Source organism: Nesterenkonia alba DSM 19423, from assembly GCF_000421745.1.
Taxonomy (GTDB): domain Bacteria; phylum Actinomycetota; class Actinomycetes; order Actinomycetales; family Micrococcaceae; genus Nesterenkonia; species Nesterenkonia alba.
In genome coordinates this window covers 127,399-149,255 of record NZ_ATXP01000006.1, presented here as the reverse complement: position 1 = coordinate 149,255, position 21,857 = coordinate 127,399, and the positions used below count along the sequence as shown (strand labels likewise).

Genomic DNA, 21,857 nt, shown 5'->3' with positions numbered 1-21,857 from the left:
CGCTGTGACAACGGTCCGGAGCTGATCAGCCAGGCCCTCGCCGACTGGGCCGGGCAGAAGGTCGGACTGCACTACATCCCGCCGGGGGCACCATGGCGTAACGGCTATGTGGAGTCCTTCAACAGCAGGATCCGGGATGAGTGCTTGAACATCAACAGCTTCTACTCCCTGCTCCACGCGAGGGTCGTGATCAGCGACTGGAAGTATGACTACAATCACCACCGGCGGCACTCCTCACTGGGCTACCAACCCCCAGCGGCCTACGCCGCAGCCTGCCGCCACACAAGAGAAGATCAACCCCCGCAGCTCACATAAGAACTGGACCTAACACCGGGGGCATTCCATTGGAAGACGAGCACGGCAATGAGGTGGAAGACATCACCACTGAGCTGGACGATTCACTGAGCGTGACCTCTGATATCACCGACGACCAGGTCAGCTTGAACGAAGATGAGGACACCATTGAGGTGACCTTCGTCTTCACCCCTGAAGAACTGACCAATCGGACATTGACCTTTACCTACACCGACGAGGCTGATGAGACCTTCACCGACACTGTTGATGTGCAGGTCTCCAGCGCGGTGGACTCCATTGATCTGGAGGTTGATTCTTCTGCTGTGGATCGGGAGGTCCTGGACTTCTCGGTGGTTGCCGTGGATGAAGACGGTGATGTGCTGGGCGAGGTGACCGAGTATGCAGATGTGGTCTCCTCGGTGGATGCAGATGAGATTACCGAGGGCGAACTCACTGTGATCGGTACCGGTGACCGGAGGATCACTGCTGAGTACCGGGGCGAGGCCGGTACTGCTGAGGTGTCTGTCGGCCCGGGTGCCGCTTATTCCATTGAGGTTGATGGTCCCGGGACTGCTGCAGAGACCGGCATGGCCTCTTATGCGGTGGAGGCTTTCGACGAGCATGGCAATACCCGTGGGCCTGTGGTGTTTGATGCCGGTGATGTCTCCTCGACCGTGGGCGCGGATGACATCACAGTGGATGAAGATTCAGGCGAGATCGTGGTGGAGTTCGCTTTCACCCCGACACTGACTGACCGCGAGTTGACGTTCACCCATCCAGACGATGCGGAGATCACTGCCACCATTGATGTGGAGGTCTCCAGTGCGGTGGAGTCCATTGAGCTGAGCATCGCGGAGACTATCGAGCACGGTGAAACGGTGGACTACACCGTCACGGCCCTGGATGAGGACGACGAGCCGCTGGGTGATGTGAGTGAGTACGCGGCTGTGAGTTCTGATGCTGAGGATGACGAGGTGGCCAATGAGCAGGTGACGTTCACCGGTGCCGGTGAACGCACGCTGACTGCCACCTACCGACGCGAGGAGGACACCGCCACAGTTGAGGTGGGCCAAGCTGCTACTGAGGTCAGCGTGGGCTTCGATGGTGATCCGGTGACTGCTGGAGACCCGGTGGTGCTTGAGATCGAGGTGGACTCCACAGTTCCGGGCGGTCAGGTGCCCACTGGTGAGGTCGAGGTCTGGTACGAGGATGCCGATCGCGATGAGGACGCACCCCTGGCCACCGGCACACTCGAAGATGGTGCCATCACCGTCGAGGTGGAGCATGAGGATCTCGAGGCCGCTGGTGACTATGACCTGGTGGTCCACTACGAAGGCACCAGTGATTTCGCGGCCTCAGACTCTGATCCTGTTGAGGTCTCTATGGTGCCGGCTGCCCCGGCGTCGATCTCGGTCACTGGTCCGCGTAGTGTCACCGAGGCGGAGTCCGCCACCTACAGGGTGCAGGCCTCGGATGAGTACGGCAATGTGATCGGCTATGTCACTACCGATACCGAGATCACCTCGGACGTGGAGGCTGATGTCATCGAGGGTACTGAGGTGGTTTTCGCTTTCACCCCGGATGGGCCTGCTGACCGTGAGCTGACCTTCAGCTATGGGGACGAGGGAGACCTCACCCCTGTTCAGGTCCAGGTTGAGATCAGCTCCGCAGTTGATGCCCTGGCAGTTGATGCTCCGGATGAGGCTGAAGTCGATGAGGCCGTCACTGTGACTGTTGAAGCCCTGGATACAGGCGGTGAGGTGCTTGGGGATGTCACCGACCACGTCACGCTGTCTTCCTCGGTGGAGGACGACGTTGTGGTGGGTGATGAGGTGATTGTCTCCAGTGCAGGTGAACGCACCATCACTGCCGAGTACCGTGGCGTAACTGGCACCACGGTGGTGCAGGTGACCGCACCGGAGGACCCCTCACCAACCCCGACCGAGGACCCTACCCCCACGGATGAGCCGACGCCGACAGATGATCCCTCACCGACAGATGAGCTTCTAGCCCCGGGCGAGATCATCCTGGAAGCAGATCAGGTCGCTGTGGGTGAGTCTATGGAGGTCACTGGCACCGGTTACGAACCCGGGACTGAGGTCACCGGCACCATGTACTCCGACCCGCTGGATCTGGGTACCGAGGCTGCCGATGAGGCCGGGGCGGTGACCTTCAGTTGGGAGATCCCTGAGGACACCGAGTCCGGTGAGCACACCGTGGTACTGGCTGCTGAAGGTTACCAGGAGGTATCTGTCTCCTTCGAGATCCTGGCAGCAGAACCGGACCCGACCCCCACCGAGGAACCGACACCTACGGAGGAGCCGACGGAGTCGCCGTCGCCGACGGAGGAACCGACTCCTACAGATGAGCCCACTCCTACAGAGGAGCCGACGGCTACGGAGGAGCCCACTGAGGAGCCGGGTCCGGCTGAGACCTCAGCTGTTCAGGACCCGGAGGAAGACCAGGAGGATCAGGATGACCTGGCTGATACCGGTTCGGCCTGGACTGGCTGGCTGGCGCTGGCAGCTTTGCTGCTGATGGTGGTGGGCGCGTTGGGCCTTGTTCTGCGTCACAACGCTGACCCCAGCAGAAAGAGGTAGTACTACACCACAGACCGGCCATGCCCCCTGGATGGTCAGCGGCGACGTTTGCGTTTTTCACGCACGCGCATCTGCACCTCAATGGGCGTACCGGTGAAGTCGAAAGTCTCCCGCAGTCGGCGGATGATGAACCGGCGGTAACCCGGGTCCAGAAACCCCGTGGTGAACAGCACAAACTTCGGAGGCCGAGTGGCCGGCTGCGTCCCAAACAAAATACGCGGCTGCTTCCCTCCCCGCACCGGATGCGGATGTGCCGCCACCAACTCCCCGAGGAAGGCATTGAGCCGCCCGGTCGGGATCCGCTGCTCCCAATTGGTCAACGCGGTGCGCAGGGCCGGGGCCAGCTTGTCCTTGTGCCAACCGGTACGGGCCGAGACATTGACCCGCGGAGCCCACGACACATGGCCTAAGTCCCGCTCGATCTCCCGTTCCAGGTAGTAGCGGCGTTCATCATCCAGCAGGTCCCACTTGTTATACGCCAGAACTAAGGCCCGTCCGGAATCCACCGCCATCTGGATGATCCGCACGTCCTGCTCACTGACGGGCTCATCGACCGCCAGCAATGCCACAGCCACCTCAGCCCGGTCCAGGGCCCGCTGGGTGCGTAGCATGGCGTAGTACTCACTGCCAGAGGCCATGTGCTGACGCCGCCGAATCCCCGCAGTGTCCACAAACCGCCAAGACTCATCCCCCAGTTCGACGATCTCGTCCACCGGGTCACGGGTGGTGCCGGCGACATCGTCCACCACAACCCGGTCAGAGCCGGCCAGTCGATTCAGCAACGAGGATTTGCCCACATTGGGCCGGCCCACCAGCGCCACCCGCCGGGGCCCACCCACTGGGATCATGCCACCGTACTGTGCCGTCTCAGGTAAAACCTTCAGGGCAGCATCCAGCAGGTCACCGGTGCCAGTGCCGTGCAATGCAGACACCGGATACGGCTCCCCCAGCCCCAGATTCCACAGCGGGTAGACCTCCCCCATCTGGTGTGGTGCATCCACCTTGTTCGCTGCCAGGATGACCGGTTTTTTCTTCCGGCGGAGCATCTTGACCACGGCTTCATCCACTGCGGTGGCTCCCACCAGGCCATCGACCACGAAGAGCACCGCGTCAGCCTCGTCAACGGCGATTTCCGCTTGATCCGCCACCCGGGCGCCCATGCCCTTGGCGTCGGCCTCCCACCCGCCGGTGTCGACCACGGTGAAATCGCGGCCATTCCACTCGGCGTCATACGTCACCCGGTCACGGGTGACCCCGGGGACGTCCTCCACCACGGCCTCCCGGGAGCGGATGATCCGGTTGACCAGCGTGGATTTACCGACATTGGGCCGACCCACCACGGCAAGGACCGGAGGGGCCGGCACATGGGAGAAGTCGGCGTCGTCGTCCTCTGCCTCACTGAGCAGGGCAGCGTCTTCCTCATCGAGGTCGTAGTCCTCAAGCCCAGCACGCAACGCTGCGGCCCGAGCGGCGGCCTCATCCTCGGTGATCTGTTCCAGCCGCTCAGCAATCCGATCATCGGACTCAGTGGGGATGTACTCCTCGTTGTCTGGACCGGTACTCATGCTGAGGCGCTCTCCCGAGCCAGCTCAACACGGCCAATCAGCGAATCGACCGTCTCCTCGAAGGTCAGCTCGGAGGAATCAAGCACGGCAACCCCATCGGCTGCTTCGGTGAAGTTCGCCGCCGCGGAGTCCTTGGTGTCCCGCTCCAGAACCTGCTTCTTCAACGCCGCTTCACTCTGCTGGGCACCGGACTCAGCAGCCAATTGCAGACCACGACGCCGCAACCGCGCCTCCGCAGAGGCAGTCAGCAACACACGGACTTGCGCATCAGGGGCCACCACCGTGGTGATATCCCGGCCTTCAGCGACGATAAACCCAGCCTCATCAATAATGCGCCGCTGGGCAGCGACCAGCAGTGACCGGGCTTTGCGGTTAGTGGCCACCGCAGAGACCGCTTCAGAAATCCGCGGCTGACGAATCGCCTCAGTGACATCGGTCTGACCCACGGTGATGACCTGGTGCTCAGCATCGGTGGAGATCTTCAGCGGCATCTCCTCCACGGCAACAGCCACGGCGTCCTCATCATCGAGGTCGATCCCCTGCTGCAAGCAGTACCAGGTGGCAGCGCGGTACATCGCCCCGGTGTCCAGATAGGCGGCCCCCAAGCGTGTGGCGGCGGCCCGGCAGACACTGGACTTGCCCGAGCCGGAGGGTCCGTCAACGGCGATGACCAGCCGGTCTGAGTCGGTCACGAAAGAACCACCTTCCATCCGATGTCTGTCAGGGCCTCAGCCAGGTGCTGGGCCCGTCCCGGGAGCACCGAGAGTTCCACCATACCGACCTGATGGCCGGCAGAGTGCTCCATGCGCAGGTCTTCAACATTGACGCCAGCGCGGGCGACATCGTTGAGAACCGCGGCGATCTGACCAGGCTTATCGTCAACGATGACCGTCACCACCGCGAAGGACTGCGGCGGCGAGCCGTGCTTCCCGGGAACCCGGGCCACCCCGGCATTGCCTTCGGCGATGAGCTGAGCAATATCAGCCTGCGCCCCCGGGGCTGCCGGGGCTTCCAGGGTGCGGATGAGCCGTTCGACGTCCTCGCGCAGTCCGTAGAGGATCTCCACCACCGCGGGGGCGTTGCCGGAGAGGATCTGCACCCACAGATTCGGGTCACTCGCGGCGATCCGGGTGACATCCCGCAGTCCGTTCCCGGATAGTGCCAAGGCCCCGGCGGGTGCATCCTGCAGCCGGGAGGCCACCAGGGACGCAGCAATCTGCGGCAGATGAGAAATCAGCGCCACCGCATTGTCATGAGTGACTGGGTCCATGCGATGCACACTGGCCCCCAGGGTCCGCGCCAGGTCCATGGCCGCGGTGACCGCATCCTCAGCGGAGCTCTCATGGGGGCAGATCACCCACGGCATGGAGGTGAACAACTCGCCACGGGCCGCCACCGGGCCGGATCTCTCCCGGCCCGCCATGGGATGAGTGCCCACATACCGGCTGAGGTCCGCACCGGCGTCGTGCTCCTTAAGCCGTTCCAGGACAGCGTTCTTGATCGAGGCCACATCGACGACGACGGCGTCAGCAAACTGGGCGAGCATCGCAGAAACTTCCCCGGGCACCGCCTCAGGCGGAGCAGCGACTACGACGAGACCAGGCTGAGCCTGGTGAGCAGCCGGGTCCCAGATGGTGCCAGCACCGATGTCCTCAGCAATCCGGGCGGCCGTGGGGGAAGGATCCGAGAGCCAGACCTCGCTGCCGGCGGCCCGTAAGCCCAGGCCAATACTCGCTCCGAGCAGGCCTGTACCGCGGATGAGCACAGTGCTCACGCTCATCGGCTCCCCTCATGGGTCCAGGTGGTGGGCCCCGAGTCAGGATCACCGGCGCCAGAGTCGGCAGCAGAGCCACCGGATGCACCGGCCGGGGATGAGCTCTCGGAGGATGAGGTCTTATGGGGTTCACCGGAGACGAGATCTTTCAGATGCCCGACCTCCTGGATGCCGAGATCGCGCACAGTGCCCTGAGGCTGATCTCCAATGGTGATCTGCCCAAAGGCGGTGCGGACCAGCCGCTGTACCGGGTGACCGACGGCCTCGAACATCCGCCGCACGATCCGGTTGCGTCCCGAATGCAGGGTCACCTCCACCATGGAGCGGTTTCCCGTGGTGGTATGGACCCAGCACCGATCGGCCGCGATGGAACCGTCCTCGAGTTCAATACCGGATTGGAGCTTGCGTGCGGTCTTGACGCTGACGGCACCGGCAGCCTCCACCAGGTAGGTTTTGGGCACCTCGTAGGAGGGGTGAGTCAGTCGGTGGGCAAGCTCGCCGTCATTGGTCAGTAACAGCAGACCCTCGGTCTCGTAGTCCAACCGGCCCACGTGGAACAGCCCGGCGGCGCGGTGCTCTTCATCGAGGAAGTCATCAATGCTGCTGCGCCCCTGAGGGTCATGCATCGTGGAGACCACCTTGGCGGGCTTATTGAACATGACATACCGGTGCGTCACATCGAGACTGACAGGAACCCCATCGACGTGGATGCTGACCACCTGGGGATCCACGCGCACGCCGGGTTCAATGACGATGCGGCCGTTGACTGCGACTCGCCCTTCGGCGATGAGCTGTTCACTGACCCGACGAGAGGCGACACCGGCGGCGGCGAGCACTTTCTGCAGGCGGGTCCCGTCTTCGGTGTGCACGGCACGGAAGTTCTCCTCGGCCTCATCGGCACGCAGTTTGGCCCGTTTCGGCCCCGAGGCGATGATGCGCTGCGGTTTCTCCTCAGCGAAAGGCCCACCCTCCTGGCCTGCTCTGGGGGTGCGCGGTGCGCGAACTGCTCGCGGTGCCGGCTTGCGGCGCCGTCGTCCCTCAGATGCCATGCCGACTATCCTACCGACTCGGCTGAGGTCACTTCAGACGCCTGTGCTCTCACAGCGATCAGCGCACCGGCACATCGCAGCCTCACCCCTGAGGGGTGTGACCGGCTCGAGGGAGGGTGCGTATGAGGTGAGGTGGCGTGGAAAAGCCTAGGGGGCGGCGTCGTTGATCTCATCAAGATCCTCGACCCCCGGCAGGTGGGGGCTGAGGTGAGGCAACTCATCAATGGAATCCAGGCCCAGGCGTTCTAAGAACTCCGCGGTGGTGACGTACAGCGTCGCCCCGGTGACTGGGTCCGTTCCAGCGGTGTCCAGTAACCCCCGGGTGACCAGCGTCCGAACCACCGAGTCGACGTTGACCCCCCGGATCGCTGCGACCGCAGACCGGGTCACCGGTTGCCGGTAGGCGATGACAGCCAAGGTTTCCAAGGCTGCCTGGGAGAGCCGGGTGGTCTGGCCGCCCAACACGAAAGCAGAAACCTGCTCGGCGTACCGGGAGCGCGAATAGAACCGCCAGCCACCGGCGACTTCGCGCAGCTCATAGCCGCGTTGGCGCCTCGGTGCACGGGCAGTGTCCTGCTCCCCCGGCCAGTCCAGGGGTGTGCCGTCGGCCTCGGCCCGTAGTTCGTCCAGCAGAGCCTGGACTTGGTGGACCGGTAGGTTCACCGCAGCGGCAAGCTCGGCCGGGGTGACGGGTTCCTCGGCCACCATGAGCACCGCCTCCACCGCGGCCAGATAGTCCTCATGCGCTACCAGGTGGGTCCCCTGTGCCTCTTCCAGAGCCGGGGCCGGGGTGGGTGCCGGTTGTGAATCCTCAGCCGCTGCGCGGGGTTCCTCCGTCATGCCGACGCCGTCTCCCCCACCCAACTGATGGTCAACTCGGCCAGCGGCTCCGGTTGATCGAACTCCACGGCCCGGTCACGGAACAACTCAAGCAGTCCCAAAAAGCGCACGACGACGATCAACGTGGTCTCCGCATCGGCGATGAGATCGCTAAACCGGCTCTGCCCGGTGCGCCGCAACTGAGCTGCCATGGCCTCCCGCTCAGCGAGAGCATCAACGTGAGCGTGGAGATGGTCCAAACGGACGTCATCGGGCTCGAATTCCTTGCGAGCAAAAGCCCGTTCAGCCAACTGCCGGATGTCCTCGACCGTGGTGTTCCAGCTCAACTCCGGTAAAAGCCCCATCAGGTCCGGATGCTCCCCGGGCCGCCGCGGAAACCGGCCCAGATTCTGCTCAAAACCGGCCCGCAGTTGATCGGCGATCTGCTTAAACGCTCGGTACTGAAGCAGCCGAGCAAAGAGCAGATCCCGGGCTTCCAAGGCCGCGAGGTCTTCCTCAGATTCCGGGGTGGCTCCGGGCAGCAGTTCAACGATTTTCATATCCAGCAGTGTGGCGGCCACAAAGACAAAGCTGCTGGACTCATCCAGCGCCCGTCGGCTGTCCAGGGTGCGCACATAGGCGAGGAACTCGTCGGTGACTTCGGCCAGCGCCACTTTGGTGACATCGAGTTGCCGTTTGGCGATGAGGCTCAGTAGCAGGTCAAAGGGCCCGGAGAATTCTTCCAGGCTGACGGTAAAGCCTGAGACCTGTTCCAGGTCCTCTCCAGCGGCCTCCATGACAGTCGAGGTCACGGGGAGGCTCCCCGGGAGATGAGTTCACGGGCCAGTTGCCGATAGGCCTTCGCGCCGTCGTGTTTCTGCGCGTAGCTGGTGATCGGTTCAGCTGCCACGGTGGCATCGGGGAACTTCACCGAGCGTTTAATGACCGTTTCAAAGACCTTCTCCCCGAAGGCCTCCACAATCCGGGCGATGACTTCCTTGGCGTGGGTGGTGCGCAGATCGACCATGGTGACCAGGACGCCGTCGATCTCCAAATCCGGATTGATCCGGTCCTGAACCTTCTCGATGGTCTCCTTCAGCAGGGCGACCGCACGCAGAGCGAAGAACTCAGCCACCAGCGGGATAATCACTCCGTGAGCGGCGGTCAGTGCGTTGACGGTCAACAGACCCAGGGAGGGCTGGCAGTCGATGATGATGACGTCGTAGTCATCGCGGACCTCGCGGAGTGCCCGTTCCAGGACTTGCTCGCGTCCGACTTCGGTGACCAGCTGGACCTCCGCAGCCGAGAGGTCGATATTGGCCGGCAGTAAGTCCAGGTCTGGAATGTGCGTGTTCATCAGGGCGTCCCGGGCGGAGACTCCCTTCTCCATGAGCACGTTGTACACGCTGGTGTCGATCTCGTGCGGGTTGGCCCCTAGACCGGCCGAGAGGGCACCCTGGGGATCGAAGTCGACCATGAGCACCCGCCGACCGTACTCGGCCAGCGCAGCCCCCAGGTTGATGGCCGAGGTGGTTTTCCCCACCCCACCCTTCTGGTTCACTACGGCGATGACCCGGGCCGGACCGTGAGCATCCAGCACCGAGGGTTCAGGGAAATCGTGCTTGGGCTGTCCGGTGGGGCCGATGATCGCGTCACCGTCGACGGTGAATAGCTCTCTCGGCTCGGAACTCAACGTGGTACTCCTGACGGGTCGCCCCAGCGGGCCGGTCGTGGTCACTGACCCGACCAGATTACCCCGTGTGATGTGACGGGCAACTGCCCCCGGGATCAACAACGGCCCTTGCACCGAGTCACCAGGGAGCACGAGTATGTTACGCATCACAGGCTTTCGCACTGAAGACCAGCAACCTGAGAGGGCAAGACACCGGATGATCGAGCACACTGTACGGGTCCACCCGAGTTCGGCGAACCTCGCCCGGGACGACCAACTGGCCTATAAGATCGCTCAGGTGGCCGTTGATCCGGTCCCCGTCGACGACGACGTCACCGAGATGGTCATCAACCGGGTCATCGACAATGCTGCGGTCGCCGTGGCCTCATTGACCCGGGCACCGATCGTCTCCGCACGGGGACAAGCCCTAGCCCACCGGGTCTCTGCCGGGGGGACGGGAGCCTCGCTGTTCGGGGTTGACGAGAAAACCTCCCCCGAATGGGCGGCCTGGGCCAACGGGGTGGCAGTGCGTGAACTCGACTTCCACGACACATTCTTAGCTGCTGACTACTCCCACCCGGGGGACAACATCCCTGCGATCCTGGCCGTCGCTGAGCACACCGGGCGATCCGGAGCAGACGTGGTGCGCGGGATCGCCACCGGCTATGAGATCCAGGTGAACTTGGTCAAGGGGATCTGCCTCCACAAGCACAAGATCGACCACGTCGCCCATCTGGGTCCCTCCGCGGCCGCCGGCATCGGCACCCTACTGGGCTTGCAGACAGAGACCATCTTCCAAGCCATTGGGCAGGCGCTGCACACCACCACCGCGACCCGCCAATCCCGAAAAGGGGAAATTTCCACCTGGAAGGCTCACGCCCCGGCCTTTGCCGGGAAGATGGCCGTGGAAGCGGTGGACCGAGCCATGCGTGGTCAGACCTCCCCGGTGCCCATCTATGAGGGTGAGGACGGAGTCATCGCCTGGATTCTCGACGGGCCCGATGCCGAGTACACCGTGCCGCTGCCGTCCCCCGGGGAACCAAAGCGGGCCATCCTGGACACCTATACGAAGGAGCACTCCGCGGAGTACCAGGCCCAGGCCTGGATCGACCTGGCCCGGAAACTGCACCGTGAGCACCCGGAAGTCACCGACCCGGCGAATGTGGACTCGGTGGTCATCCGCACCAGTCACCACACCCACTACGTGATCGGTTCGGGGGCCAATGACCCCCAGAAATACGACCCCTCCGCCTCACGGGAGACTCTTGACCACTCGATCCCCTACATCTTCACAGTGGCTCTGCAAGACGGGACATGGCATCACGTGCACTCCTACGCCCCAGAACGTGCCGGACGGGAAGACACAGTGGCTCTGTGGCAGAAAGTCACCACTGCAGAAGACCCGGAGTGGACGCGCCGCTACCATTCGCTGGACATCTCCGAGAAGGCGTTCGGCGGAGCCGTGGAGATCATCCTGACCAACGGCACTGTCATCACCGATGAGATCGCCGTGGCCGATGCCCACCCTTTGGGAGCTCGGCCTTTCGCCCGCCGGCAGTACATCGAGAAGTTCCGCACCCTGGCTGAAGGGATCGTCGACGACGCCGAAATCAACCGTTTCCTCACCACAGTGCAGCAACTGCCCCAGCTCAGTGCAGACGAACTGGTGGGATTGAATATTCAGGCTGCAGACGGCGTCGTCGACCTCTCTGTCACCCCGAAGGGACTGTTCTGAATGCTTTATGCGAAGACCACACCGGAGGCCAAACGGGCCCACTTGCGTGAGATCCTCACTCCCGGAGCGGCACGTCAGTTCCCCGGCACCTTCACCCCGCTCTCGGCACCATTGATTCAGCAGAAAGGCTTCGACGGGCTATACGTCTCCGGGGCGGTGCTGGCCAATGAGTTGGGTCTACCGGATATCGGTCTGACGACTCTCACGGAGGTGGCCACCCGTGCTGGGCAGATCGCACGGATGAGCGACTTACCGACCATTGTGGATGCTGACACCGGGTTCGGGGAACCGATGAATGTGGCCCGCACGATCCACGAGCTGGAGAATGCAGGACTGGCCGGCTGCCACATCGAAGACCAGGTCAATCCCAAACGCTGCGGCCACCTGGACGGCAAAGCCACAGTGGATACCCAGACGGCCACCCAGCGGATCAAAGCTGCCGCGGAAGCACGCCGGGATGAGAACTTCCTCATTATGGCTCGCACGGACATCCGTGCCGCAGAGGGGCTGGCTGCCGCGATCGACCGGGCCCAAGCTCTCGTCGCCGCCGGGGCGGATGCGATTTTCCCGGAAGCCATGCAAGACCTCGCTGAATTTGAGGCGGTATGCCGGGCAGTTGATGTGCCGGTGCTGGCCAATATGACCGAGTTCGGCAAATCAGCGCTCTTCACCCGGGATCAGCTTGCTGCGGCAGGGGTGGCGTTGATCATCTACCCGGTCACCTCCTTGCGGGCGGCGATGGGGGCGGTGGAACGCACCCTCGATGTCCTCGCCGCTGATGGTACGCAGCAGCGCGCCGTGGAGCAGATGATGACGCGTGCCCGGCTCTACGAGCTGGTCGACTACGAAGGCTACAGCCGTTTCGATACCGGGATTTTCGACTTCGATGTCCCCGGTGAACAAGCCTCCCGATGATCTCACCAGCGAGATCCCATTCGGGTGATCCGACCAGAGGTGATCTGGTCCGTGACTCGGACTCAACAAGCGAAGGAGACAAGGATGTCTGAGCAAACCGTCCATAAGGGACTGGCTGGAGTGGTCGCTGACCACACGGCTATCTCCAAGGTGAATCCGGAGACCAACTCCTTGCTCTACCGGGGCTATCCGGTCCAGCAACTCGCCGCGCAGTTGAGCTTTGAGGATGTGGCGCTGCTGTTGTGGAGTGGGGAACTGCCCACTGAGGCTCAACGGTCCGAATTCATGGCGTTCGAGCGGGCGCACCGCCGGCTGATGCCGCAGGTGCGTTCTGCGATCGACCTGTTGCCGGTGGACTGTCACCCGATGGATGTTGGCCGCACGGCGGTCTCGGTGCTGGGCGCCTGCGACCCCGATGCCGAAGATTCCTCACCTCAGGCTGAGCTGGCCAAAGCCCAGCGGCTCTTCGCCGCGTTCCCCGCGGTGGTGGCCTACGATCAGCGACGTCGTCGCGGACAGGAACCGGTGGAACCACGGGATGATCTCGACTACTCCCAGAATTTCCTGTGGATGACCTTCGGAGAGGAGCCGGCTGAAGAGGTGGTCGATGCCTTCCGGGTCTCCATGGTGCTCTACGCCGAGCACTCCTTTAACGCCTCCACCTTCACCGCCCGGGTGGTGACCTCTACCCTCTCGGATCTGCACTCGGCGGTCACCGCAGCTATTGGCGCGCTGAAGGGCCCTCTGCATGGTGGTGCCAATGAGGCGGTGATGCACACCTTTGATGAGATCGGGATCCGCGCTGAGGAGAGTCGCGAACAGGCTGCGGCTCGGGCGAAGGCCTGGATGGATGAGGCCTTGACCGCCAAACGCCGGGTGATGGGCTTCGGTCACCGGGTCTATAAGAACGGTGACTCCCGGGTCCCGACGATGAAAGCCGCCCTGGACCGGATGATCGACTACTACGGTCGGGATGAACTTTTAGGTCTTTACGACGGCCTCGAGCAGGCCATGGATCAGGCCAAGGGGATTAAACCGAACCTGGATTACCCGGCCGGTCCCACGTATCACCTCATGGGCTTTGACACTGAGATGTTCACCCCACTGTTTATCGCCTCACGGATCACCGGCTGGACCGCCCACATCATGGAACAGCGGGCGGAGAACTCCCTGATCCGGCCGCTGAGCGCCTACAGCGGGCCTGCGGAACGCCAGCTGCCGTAAAGGAGCACCTCGTACCAGGCGTGGCGGCACTCAACGGGCTCACCGTGCCCGCGGGTGGGCCAGCCGGTACTGTTCGCTGAGGCCCTGCTGGGTGATTTTGGTGTAGATCTGCGTTGTCGTCACAGACGCGTGTCCCAGCAGTTCTTGGACGGTACGGACATCAGCACCCCCGTCGAGTAGATGGGTTGCGCAACTGTGGCGCAGCGTGTGCGGGGAGACATCCGCGCTGATTCCGGCCTGCTCTGCCGTCTTGGTCAGGACTGTCCACGCGGACTGGCGGGATAAGCGTCCGCCGAGTTTGTTGAGGAACAGTGCCGGGGAACTACGACGACGTCGCCGACGCTGTGCCCGTTCAGCCAGGGCGGGGCGGGAGGCGGTGAGGTAGTCGTTGAGCGCCTGGCGGGCGTAACTACCCACTGGCACCATCCGTTGTTTATTGCCTTTGCCGGTGACCCGGACCAAGAGCAGACCCTCAGGGCCTTCCCCGGCGCGGTGGACGTCGTCGACGTCGAGCCCGATGGCCTCGGAAATCCGTGCCCCGGTGGCGTAGAGAAACTCCAGAAGGGCACGGTCTCGCAGCCCGAGCGGCGTGGCCGGGTTCGGAGTCTCAAGCAGGCGGGTGATGTCATCGACGCTGAGTGCCTTAGGCAGACTTTCGCCCAGCTTGGGCGCTTGGACCTCACGTGCGGGGTCATAGGAGGTCAATCCTTCTGCAGCCCAATACCGATGGAGTCCACGAATAGAGGCCAAGGCCCGGGCCACAGAGGTCTCCCCCAGGGCTGTGCCGCCGTCGGACCCTGTCGCTAGAGCCCGCAGGTAGTCTCCGATTCGGGACTCGGTGATCTTACCGGGACTGCTGAGTCCTTCGGCGTTGAGGTAGTCCAGGTAGCGGATGATGTCCCGACGGTAGGACGACAGCGTGTTCTCGCTCAGCCCACGCTCTACCCGCAGGTGGATGAGGTACTGCTCAGCCGCTTGCGGCAGCGGGTCCGTGTTCACCGGTCACCGTAGAGAACTGCTCACCAGGAGTTCTGGCGGTCCAGGCCTGCTCGGATCAGCCCGGAGAACAGCGGGTGCGGGTTCGTAGGCCGGGACTTCAGCTCCGGGTGGGCTTGAGTGGAGACGTAGTAAGGGTGGGTGTCACGGGGAAGTTCCACGAACTCCACGAGGGTTCCATCCGGGCTGGTGCCAGAGAAGACCAGACCGGCCTCGGCAAGTTGCTCCCGGTAGGCGTTGTTGACCTCATAGCGGTGCCGGTGGCGTTCGGAGATCTGTGTGGCGCCGTAGGTCTCGGCGACCACGCTTCCTTCGGTGAGTACGGCGTCGTACGCCCCCAGGCGCATGGTCCCACCGAGGTCGCCGTCACCGGAGACGATCTGCTTCTGCTCGGCCATGGTGGCGATAACCGGGTAGGCGGTGTTGGGGTCGAACTCAGTGGAGTTGGCTTCGGTCATCCCCAGCACGTTGCGGGCGTATTCCATCACCATGGTCTGCAGGCCCAGGCACAGCCCCAGAGCGGGGAGCTTGTTTTCCCGGGCATAGCGCAGAGCACCGATTTTGCCGTCTAGCCCGCGGACCCCAAATCCACCGGGTACGCAGATCGCGTCCACACCGGCCAAGGCCTTGGCCGCACCATCGGGGTCTGCGCAGAGATCCGAGGGCACCCACCGGATTTTAGTGCGCGCATTGTGGGCGAATCCACCGGCCCGCAGCGCCTCGGTCACCGAGAGGTAGGCATCGGGCAAGTCGATGTACTTGCCCACCAGGGCGACCTCGACCTCGTGGTCGGGGTTGTGCACCACGTTGAGCAGGCGGTTCCACTTCGTCCAGTCCACGTCTTTGAACTTCAGGTCCAGGGACTGGACCACATAGGCGTCAATGGCCTGTTTGTGCAGGATGCGGGGGATGTCGTAGATGCTGGGGGCGTCAGCGCAGTTGATGACGGCATCGGCGTCGACATCGCACATTCGGGAGATCTTGCCGCGGATATCGGCGGGCAGCTCCCGGTCGCTGCGTAATACGATTCCGTCGGGCTGGATACCCAACGAGCGCAAGGCAGCCACCGAGTGCTGGGTCGGTTTGGTCTTCAGTTCTTGGGAGGGCCCGATGTAAGGGACCAGGGAGACGTGGAGGAAGAACACGTTTTCTCGGCCGACGTCTTGGCGCAGTTGCCGTGCCGCCTCCAGGAAGGGCTGGGATTCGATATCACCGACCGTGCCGCCGATTTCTGTGATGATGACGTCGGGAGCCGGTTTGTCCCCCGGTTCCTCAGCGGGCAGCCGCATGCGGCGTTTGATCTCGTCAGTGATGTGCGGGATGACCTGGACTGTATCGCCAAGGTAATCGCCGCGGCGTTCTTTCTCGATGACCCGGGAGTACACCTGACCGGTGGTCACATTGTTGACCCCGTCGAGGTTTTCGTCGAGGAAACGCTCGTAGTGGCCGATGTCGAGATCGGTTTCGGCTCCGTCCTCGGTGACGAAGACTTCCCCGTGCTGGAACGGGTTCATCGTTCCGGGATCCACGTTGAGGTAAGGGTCGAGCTTCTGCATGACCACGGAGAGCCCCCGGGCCCTGAGCAGATGCCCTAACGAGGAAGCGGTCAGGCCTTTGCCGAGGGAGGAAACCACACCCCCGGTGACAAAGATCTGCCGGGTGGTGAAGGGGGTGTTCTGAGTCCTGGGAGAGTTGCGCTGCGCCACGGAGTTCTAGCCTATCAGTCAGCAGCCGACCCACTGCGGGGGAACTCGACTGTAGCGGTCTCTAGGAGCTCTGCCGCATGGGCCCGAGCAGTCTGGGAGTCTTGTTGGCCGGCCAGCATCCGGGCGAGTTCAGCGACCCGTTCTTCCTGGGAGAGAGCCCGGACATCGGAAACGGTGACGCCTTCTGCTGTGGAGCCACCGTCACCTTTATGGACCCGAATGTGCTGATCGGCGTAGGCGGCCACCTGGGGAAGATGGGTCACACAGATAACCTGGGCCTTCTGCGCCAGGGTCGCCAGCCGCCGGCCAATCTGGACCGCAGCATGGCCGCCGACGCCGGCGTCGACTTCATCAAAGATGAACGTTCCAGCGCTGAGCTGTTCGGCTAATACCACTTCCAGGGCGAGCATTACCCGGGAGAGCTCACCACCAGAGGCTCCCTTGCCCAGAGGCATCGGCTCGGCCCCGGAGTGGGGAGCTAAGAGCATGGTCACCGTGTCAGCACCATAGCGGGTGAGTTCCTCAGTGGGGGTGACCTCCACGGTGAGGCGCGCATTGGGCATCGCCAGGGCGGTCAGCTCGTCTCCCACCGCGCTGCTGAGCTTCTCTGCGGCGTGAACGCGCAACTGCCGTACGGCCTCAGCCTGGTTCCACAGCTGGGTGCTGAGCTCCTCCACGCGCTGGGTGAGCTCCTCGATGCGTTCGCTATCACTGTGCAGGGTATCCAGGCGCTGACGCGCGGTGTGGGCCCAGTGAAGGACATCATCGATTTCTGGACCGTAGAGCCGGGTGAGCCGGTCAATCTCCGCCCGGCGTGAGTGCACGTGGGCTAGGCGTTCTGGTCCGGTGTCATCGAGGCTGGCAGCGTAGATGCCCAGCTGGTTCGCCGCATCGGTGACCAAAGTGGAGACCTCACTGAGTTGACGGGCGGTCTGGGCCAGTTCCTCATCCTGATCCACCACGGGAGTCAGTGCACTGGAGGCCGCCTCGATAAGCGCAGAGGCGTTGGGGGCGGTATCTGCTGCGACGGCGTCACCTCCGGTGAGTGCCTCCTGGGCGGTGCGGGCGGCTTCCCGCAGGGCTTCGAGGTTCTCCAGTTTGAGTGTCTCAGCCCGCAGTGCTTCAGCTTCACCGGGTTGGGGGTCCACAGCGTCAATGGCCTCCAGCGCCTGGTGCAGCTGCTCAGCTTCCCGACGGCGCTCCACCTCGTGGTTGGTGATCTCCTTCAGCTCAGCAGAGAGACTCTGGTATTCCTGGTAGTCGCGCTGGTATTGCTCCAGGGCGGTACGGAGCTCTTCGCCGGCGTAGCGGTCGAGAGCCTCTCGTTGGGCTGCAGCCGAACGTAACCGCAGTTGGTCACTCTGCCCGTGAACGGTGACCAGCTCAGCTCCAATCTCACCGAGCACCGAGACTGGAACCGCCCGACCAGAAACTGTGGCCCGGCTGCGCCCTTTGGCGCTGACCGCCCGGCCCAGCAGCAACGGTTCGGCGTCGTCTTCCTCACCGAGCAGCGCTCCGGCCTCTTCGGCCCGCTGCCGGGCGGGGTGATCGGAGGCGACGTAGAGTTCAGCGTCCACGGCGGCTTTATCCGCTCCCCGGCGGACGGAGGAGGCCTCCGCCCGACTCCCCAGCAGCAGACCAAACGCGGTGACCACCATCGTCTTACCAGCCCCGGTTTCACCGGTGACCACGTTGAAACCTGCGTGGAGGTCCAGCTCGGCCCGCTCGATGACACCCAGGCCGCTGATGGTGACCCGTTCAATCATGAGGCCTCACCACCGGGGGTTTCACGGGCCGGTCCGCGCCAGCCGGTGGTGGGCAGGTTGAACTTCTCCACCAGACGTTGGGAGAAGGGGGTGTGATGGACTCGGGCGAGCAGCACGGGTTTGGAGGAGCGGGTGACCTCCACCCGCGCTCCGGCTGGCAGGGTCATCGAACGGCGTCCGTCGCACCACAGCACACCGTGTTCATCGTCACGCTGAAGGACTTCCACTGCCATCATGGAGCCCGGATCCACCACCAGGGGGCGGGCGAAGAGCGCGTGGGCGGAGATGGGAGCGAGGACTAACGCTTGAACCTCCGGCCAGACCACCGGCCCCCCGGCGGAGAACGCATAGGCCGTGGAGCCGGTGGGGGTGGCCATGACGATCCCGTCACAGCCGAAAGTGGACACCGGGGCCCCGTCGATTTCGACGACGAGTTCAATCATCCGTTCCCGGGCTGCTTTTTCGATGCTGGCTTCGTTCAATGCCCAGGAAGATCCAATGTGGTCGCTGCCGCTGAAGACCTGGACGTCTAAAGCCATGCGCTGTTCCACGGTGTAGTTCTGCTCCACCACCCATTGCACGGAGTCGCCGAGCTGGGTGCGTTCAGATTCGGCGAGGAATCCGACGTGCCCGAGGTTGACCCCCATCAGGGGAAGATCTACTCCGCGCACCAGATCAGCAGCCCGGAGGATGGAGCCGTCACCGCCTAGAACCATCCCCACTTCGCAGCGCTCGATGGGTATCTCCCGATCTGCCACGGCGACCGGTACCGCCCGGAGCCGATCCCCCACGGCGGCGGAGAGGTCTCGGATATCGCGTTCTAACATCACCGGCCGTAGGCCGGCGTGGTGGAGATCCTCGGCGACTGTCGCGGCGGCGTCGACGGCGTCTGGCCGTCCGGTGTGGGCCAGCACGAGCACGGCGCGGGGATCTGCGGCGGTCACCGGTCCTCCTTCCGTGGATGCTGCGTTGTTCCGGCTTCAGTCATTCGGCGGGGTGCTGAAGTCGAACTCCTCCAGACTATCCCGCAGCCGGCTCCTGCCTTCAGGTGTTTCCACAGGTTCTGGGCTTGTTCCGGCAGCTACCGTACTGTTCCCCTCGGACATGTGCGGTGTCCCGCGGCGCAGGTGAAGGAAAAACTCGAGGTTGCCGTCCTGTCCCGCCAGTCCCGAGCGAGCCAGACCGTGAAACTCAAGCCCAGCGCTGTCGGCAGCCTCCATCACGCCTTCTACTGCTGCCCGGCGCAGTTCCGGGTCGGTGATGACCCCGGTACGGCCCAGGTGTTCCCGCCCGACCTCAAACTGGGGCTTAACCATCAGTAGCAGTTGGCCCCCGGGGCGGGTCTGATCGGTCAGGGCCTCGATGACCAAGCGCAGGGAGATGAAGGAAAGATCAGCCACCACGAGGTCGAAGGCTGCACCGAAATCACCGGGGCCGGTATAGCGAAGGTTGACTCCTTCCACTGAGGTCACCCGGGGGTCGGCCCTCAGGCTGGGGTGAAGTTGGTCGTGTCCGACGTCGACGGCCACCACATGCTCGGCCCCTCGGGTGAGCAGAACCTGGGTGAAACCACCGGTGGAGGCCCCGGCATCCAGACAGCGCAGACCCATCACGTCGACTCCGAAGGTCTCTAGCGCGCTGAGGAGTTTATGGGCCGCACGGCTGACCCACTGGTCCTCACCGGTTAAGGTGATGGTCTCACCGGGCTGCACCGGTGTCGAGGGCTTCGTCACTACTTCTCCGGCCACCTGAACCGCACCGGAGGTGATGAGCTGAGCGGCCCGGCTGCGGCTGGGAGCCATCCCGCGAGCGTGGAGTTCCTTATCCAGCCGGGGCGCCATCGTGACTCCGTGACACTGTTACTCCGTGGCCGTGTTGTCGAGGCGTCGGGAGAGCTCGCTGTGAAGTTCTTCGGCGGCGCGGATGTAGTCCTCAAGCGTGTCCACGCTGAGTACCTGGTCCTGGCCCCTGCCGTGTGCCCCAGGTTGTCCGCCTTGTTCACCGGGCTCTTCGCCGGTTTGCTCGGGCACCGGATCGGTCGTATCGGTCATGGTCTCAGACGCTCTGGTGGTCGCCGGTGAACAGATCGTCCAGGGTGCTGATGATCCAGTTCGGGCGGAGGTCGCCCTCGGCTGCTTGCGCAGCTTCGGTGGTGTCCACGCCGGTGAGGACCAGTGCGGTGGTGTACCCGGCACGGTTACCGCCGAGGATGTCAGTGTCGAGTCGGTCGCCAACTACCAGAGGGTTCTGCGCCTGAAGACCTTCTCCAGCCTGGGTAAACATCACCGGCTCGGGTTTCCCCGCCGCCCGGGGGCGTTGCCCGGTGGCGAAGGAGACCGCTTCCACCAGCGCACCATTGGCGGGTGCGATCCCGCGGTCCCGCGGCACGCTGCGGTCTAGGTTGGTGGCGAACCACAGGGCCCCTGCGTTGATGGCGAAGGAGGCCTCGGCCAGGTCCGCCCAGCCGAGAGTCGGATCGAACCCTTGGATGACAGCCTCCGGTGCCTCATCAGCGCTGTGGACCACGGTGTACCCGGCGTGTTCACAAAGCTGCCGTAATGAGGGACTGCCGGTGACCAGGACCTTAGCCCCGCGGGTGAGGTGCTGCTGTAACAGGGCGACCCCGGCCGGTGCGGAGCTGTAGATCTCCTCCGGTGCGGCCGGGATGCCAAGCTCTCGCAGGTGCTCGGCGATCTGCTCGGCGGAGCGGGAGGCGTTGTTCGTCACGAACGCGCACGGTACTCCCTGCGCTTTGAGTTTCTCCAGGGCTTGGGGAGCCCCGTCGACGGCGTGGGGCCCGGCGTAGAGCACTCCGTCGAGGTCGAAGAGCACCGCGTCATGCTGTTGGGCCAGTGGTGTCGTGCTCACAGGTTTCCTCCCTCTGGGTGCGCTGCCGATGTGGTGTCGGTGACGACGTCTTCGACTCGGGGAAGGGTCACGGACTCTTCGGGGTCGTCGTCGAAGTCGAGAATGTCCGGCTCAGCGTAGGCTCCGGCGCCTAGGGCTTTCTCTGCCACGGCGGTCTGCCGACGCCAGCGGGCGGCCTCCTCGGTCCGGCCGACGCGTTCGAGGGCATCGGCGTAGGCGGTGTACAGCCGCGGGGAGAACGGATAGGCCCGCTGGTAGTCCAGGTCAGGGATTTCCAGTGCGGTGACGGCGGACTGGTAGTCCCCCAGGTCGGCGTAGGCTCCGGAGCAGACGATAGCCAACTCGGCTCGAGTCGCTCGGCTGAGCTGAACGTTTTCGACGTCTTCGGCGAGTTCCAGGGCTTTCTCCGGTTTGCCCACCCCACGGAGACAGTCGGCGATGACCGGCACGTGGGTGGAATCTCCGCTGATCCGCCGGTAGGTGCGCAGTTCACGCAGAGCTTCGGCGTAGTCCCCTGCCGCGTAAGCGGTCAGCCCCACGGCTTCACGCACGATCGCCAGCCGCCCCCCACGCCGGGAGGCCGCCAGGGCATGTTCCAAGGCCAGCTGGGGGTCGATATCGATGAGTCGACCCGCCATCACCAAATGCTTGGCCACCCACGTGCGGTTGGCCTCGTTGAGGGTGGTCAGCTGCCGAGCGGCCTCCCGGTCTAGTTCCTTGCCGGTGACGTCGTCGTCGATCTCCGGGGAACGGGGGCGGTCGGCACTATTAGCCCGGCGTAGATCCCGTGGGTTCGGTTCTGGGCGCTCACGTGCGGGGCGGTCCCGGGAGTCTCGGCGGTCGGAGCGCTGGTGTCGTTGCATCACCGACACAG

The 21,857-nt window shown here is 63.9% G+C and carries 20 protein-coding genes; 5 read left to right on the top strand and 15 right to left on the bottom strand.

What is annotated here, in order from left to right; translation table 11 throughout:
* Positions 1-315 (top strand): IS3 family transposase (locus H578_RS0106630; RefSeq protein ID WP_022872908.1); only part of this gene is annotated, 315 nt, incomplete at its 5' end.
* A gap of 29 nt (positions 316-344) precedes the next feature.
* Complete coding sequence (locus H578_RS0106625; RefSeq protein ID WP_022872907.1) at positions 345-2,894, top strand: Ig-like domain-containing protein; 2,550 nt, start codon at positions 345-347, stop codon at positions 2,892-2,894.
* 35 nt (positions 2,895-2,929) lie between these two features.
* Here H578_RS0106625 and der read toward each other — a convergent pair whose 3' ends face one another.
* The 7 genes from der to H578_RS0106590 all read right to left on the bottom strand — a co-directional run bounded on the left by der (position 2,930) and on the right by H578_RS0106590 (position 9,794).
* Entirely contained in the window at positions 2,930-4,459 is a 1,530-nt protein-coding gene (der, locus tag H578_RS0106620; RefSeq protein ID WP_022872906.1) for a ribosome biogenesis GTPase Der, read from the bottom strand.
* Positions 4,456-5,151, bottom strand: coding sequence for a (d)CMP kinase (gene cmk, locus H578_RS0106615; protein WP_022872905.1), 696 nt, complete (start codon positions 5,149-5,151; stop codon positions 4,456-4,458). The genes der and cmk overlap by 4 nt, the downstream gene beginning before the upstream one ends.
* Positions 5,148-6,239, bottom strand: coding sequence for a prephenate dehydrogenase (locus H578_RS0106610; RefSeq protein ID WP_022872904.1), 1,092 nt, complete (start codon positions 6,237-6,239; stop codon positions 5,148-5,150). Before H578_RS0106610 ends, cmk begins: the two co-directional genes overlap by 4 nt.
* Entirely contained in the window at positions 6,236-7,282 is a 1,047-nt protein-coding gene (locus H578_RS13850) for a pseudouridine synthase (RefSeq protein WP_022872903.1), read from the bottom strand. The genes H578_RS0106610 and H578_RS13850 overlap by 4 nt, the downstream gene beginning before the upstream one ends.
* Positions 7,283-7,429: 147 nt before the next feature.
* The gene (scpB, locus tag H578_RS0106600; protein WP_022872902.1) at positions 7,430-8,122 is read right to left on the bottom strand and encodes an SMC-Scp complex subunit ScpB; all 693 of its coding nucleotides are present in this window, start codon (positions 8,120-8,122) and stop codon (positions 7,430-7,432) included.
* A complete protein-coding gene (locus H578_RS13845) occupies positions 8,119-8,913 on the bottom strand; it encodes a segregation and condensation protein A (RefSeq protein WP_022872901.1) in 795 nt (264 codons plus the stop codon). The genes scpB and H578_RS13845 overlap by 4 nt, the downstream gene beginning before the upstream one ends.
* The gene (locus H578_RS0106590) at positions 8,910-9,794 is read right to left on the bottom strand and encodes a ParA family protein (RefSeq protein WP_022872900.1); all 885 of its coding nucleotides are present in this window, start codon (positions 9,792-9,794) and stop codon (positions 8,910-8,912) included. Before H578_RS0106590 ends, H578_RS13845 begins: the two co-directional genes overlap by 4 nt.
* Before the next feature lie 196 nt (positions 9,795-9,990).
* Between H578_RS0106590 and H578_RS0106585 the strand changes: the two genes are divergently transcribed.
* The 3 genes from H578_RS0106585 to H578_RS0106575 all read left to right on the top strand — a co-directional run bounded on the left by H578_RS0106585 (position 9,991) and on the right by H578_RS0106575 (position 13,647).
* Complete coding sequence (locus tag H578_RS0106585) at positions 9,991-11,508, top strand: MmgE/PrpD family protein (protein ID WP_022872899.1); 1,518 nt, start codon at positions 9,991-9,993, stop codon at positions 11,506-11,508.
* Positions 11,509-12,423: a methylisocitrate lyase gene (gene prpB / locus H578_RS0106580; RefSeq protein WP_022872898.1), complete on the top strand. Its 915-nt coding sequence runs from the start codon at positions 11,509-11,511 to the stop codon at positions 12,421-12,423.
* An 84-nt stretch (positions 12,424-12,507) separates the two neighbouring features.
* Complete coding sequence (locus H578_RS0106575; RefSeq protein ID WP_022872897.1) at positions 12,508-13,647, top strand: bifunctional 2-methylcitrate synthase/citrate synthase; 1,140 nt, start codon at positions 12,508-12,510, stop codon at positions 13,645-13,647.
* Positions 13,648-13,686: 39 nt separating this feature from the next.
* Here the strand turns inward: H578_RS0106575 and xerD are convergent, their stop codons facing one another.
* From xerD to H578_RS13825, 8 genes are read right to left on the bottom strand one after another with little or no spacing between them, the layout of a single operon-like run.
* A complete protein-coding gene (xerD, locus tag H578_RS0106570; protein ID WP_022872896.1) occupies positions 13,687-14,646 on the bottom strand; it encodes a site-specific tyrosine recombinase XerD in 960 nt (319 codons plus the stop codon).
* Between the two features lie 20 nt (positions 14,647-14,666).
* Positions 14,667-16,349, bottom strand: a complete 1,683-nt coding sequence (locus H578_RS0106565; protein ID WP_022872895.1) for a CTP synthase — start codon at positions 16,347-16,349, stop codon at positions 14,667-14,669.
* Between the two features lie 14 nt (positions 16,350-16,363).
* Positions 16,364-18,115 (bottom strand): DNA repair protein RecN, encoded by a 1,752-nt coding sequence (gene recN, locus H578_RS0106560; protein ID WP_022872894.1) that lies wholly within the window; start codon positions 18,113-18,115, stop codon positions 16,364-16,366.
* Complete coding sequence (locus tag H578_RS13840) at positions 18,112-19,059, bottom strand: NAD kinase (protein ID WP_022872893.1); 948 nt, start codon at positions 19,057-19,059, stop codon at positions 18,112-18,114. Before H578_RS13840 ends, recN begins: the two co-directional genes overlap by 4 nt.
* A 36-nt stretch (positions 19,060-19,095) precedes the next feature.
* On the bottom strand, positions 19,096-19,956 hold the full coding sequence (locus H578_RS13835) for a TlyA family RNA methyltransferase (protein ID WP_022872892.1): 861 nt from the start codon (positions 19,954-19,956) through the stop codon (positions 19,096-19,098).
* 18 nt (positions 19,957-19,974) lie between these two features.
* The gene (locus tag H578_RS0106545) at positions 19,975-20,166 is read right to left on the bottom strand and encodes a hypothetical protein (RefSeq protein ID WP_022872891.1); all 192 of its coding nucleotides are present in this window, start codon (positions 20,164-20,166) and stop codon (positions 19,975-19,977) included.
* A gap of 4 nt (positions 20,167-20,170) precedes the next feature.
* A complete protein-coding gene (locus tag H578_RS13830) occupies positions 20,171-20,983 on the bottom strand; it encodes an HAD-IIA family hydrolase (RefSeq protein WP_245554932.1) in 813 nt (270 codons plus the stop codon).
* A complete protein-coding gene (locus H578_RS13825; protein WP_051130815.1) occupies positions 20,980-21,846 on the bottom strand; it encodes a tetratricopeptide repeat protein in 867 nt (288 codons plus the stop codon). Before H578_RS13825 ends, H578_RS13830 begins: the two co-directional genes overlap by 4 nt.
* Positions 21,847-21,857: the final 11 nt, after the last annotated feature.

Coding starts and splice junctions, on each gene's coding strand:
- scpB (WP_022872902.1), bottom strand. CDS start 8,122: ATGACGGAGGAACCCCGCGCAGCGGCTGAGGATTCACAACCGGCACCC.
- recN (WP_022872894.1), bottom strand. CDS start 18,115: ATGATTGAACGGGTCACCATCAGCGGCCTGGGTGTCATCGAGCGGGCC.
- H578_RS0106575 (WP_022872897.1), top strand. CDS start 12,508: ATGTCTGAGCAAACCGTCCATAAGGGACTGGCTGGAGTGGTCGCTGAC.
- H578_RS13835 (WP_022872892.1), bottom strand. CDS start 19,956: ATGGCGCCCCGGCTGGATAAGGAACTCCACGCTCGCGGGATGGCTCCC.
- H578_RS0106585 (WP_022872899.1), top strand. CDS start 9,991: ATGATCGAGCACACTGTACGGGTCCACCCGAGTTCGGCGAACCTCGCC.
- der (WP_022872906.1), bottom strand. CDS start 4,459: ATGAGTACCGGTCCAGACAACGAGGAGTACATCCCCACTGAGTCCGAT.
- H578_RS0106610 (WP_022872904.1), bottom strand. CDS start 6,239: ATGAGCGTGAGCACTGTGCTCATCCGCGGTACAGGCCTGCTCGGAGCG.
- H578_RS0106545 (WP_022872891.1), bottom strand. CDS start 20,166: ATGACCGATACGACCGATCCGGTGCCCGAGCAAACCGGCGAAGAGCCC.
- H578_RS13850 (WP_022872903.1), bottom strand. CDS start 7,282: ATGGCATCTGAGGGACGACGGCGCCGCAAGCCGGCACCGCGAGCAGTT.
- prpB (WP_022872898.1), top strand. CDS start 11,509: ATGCTTTATGCGAAGACCACACCGGAGGCCAAACGGGCCCACTTGCGT.
- H578_RS13825 (WP_051130815.1), bottom strand. CDS start 21,846: ATGCAACGACACCAGCGCTCCGACCGCCGAGACTCCCGGGACCGCCCC.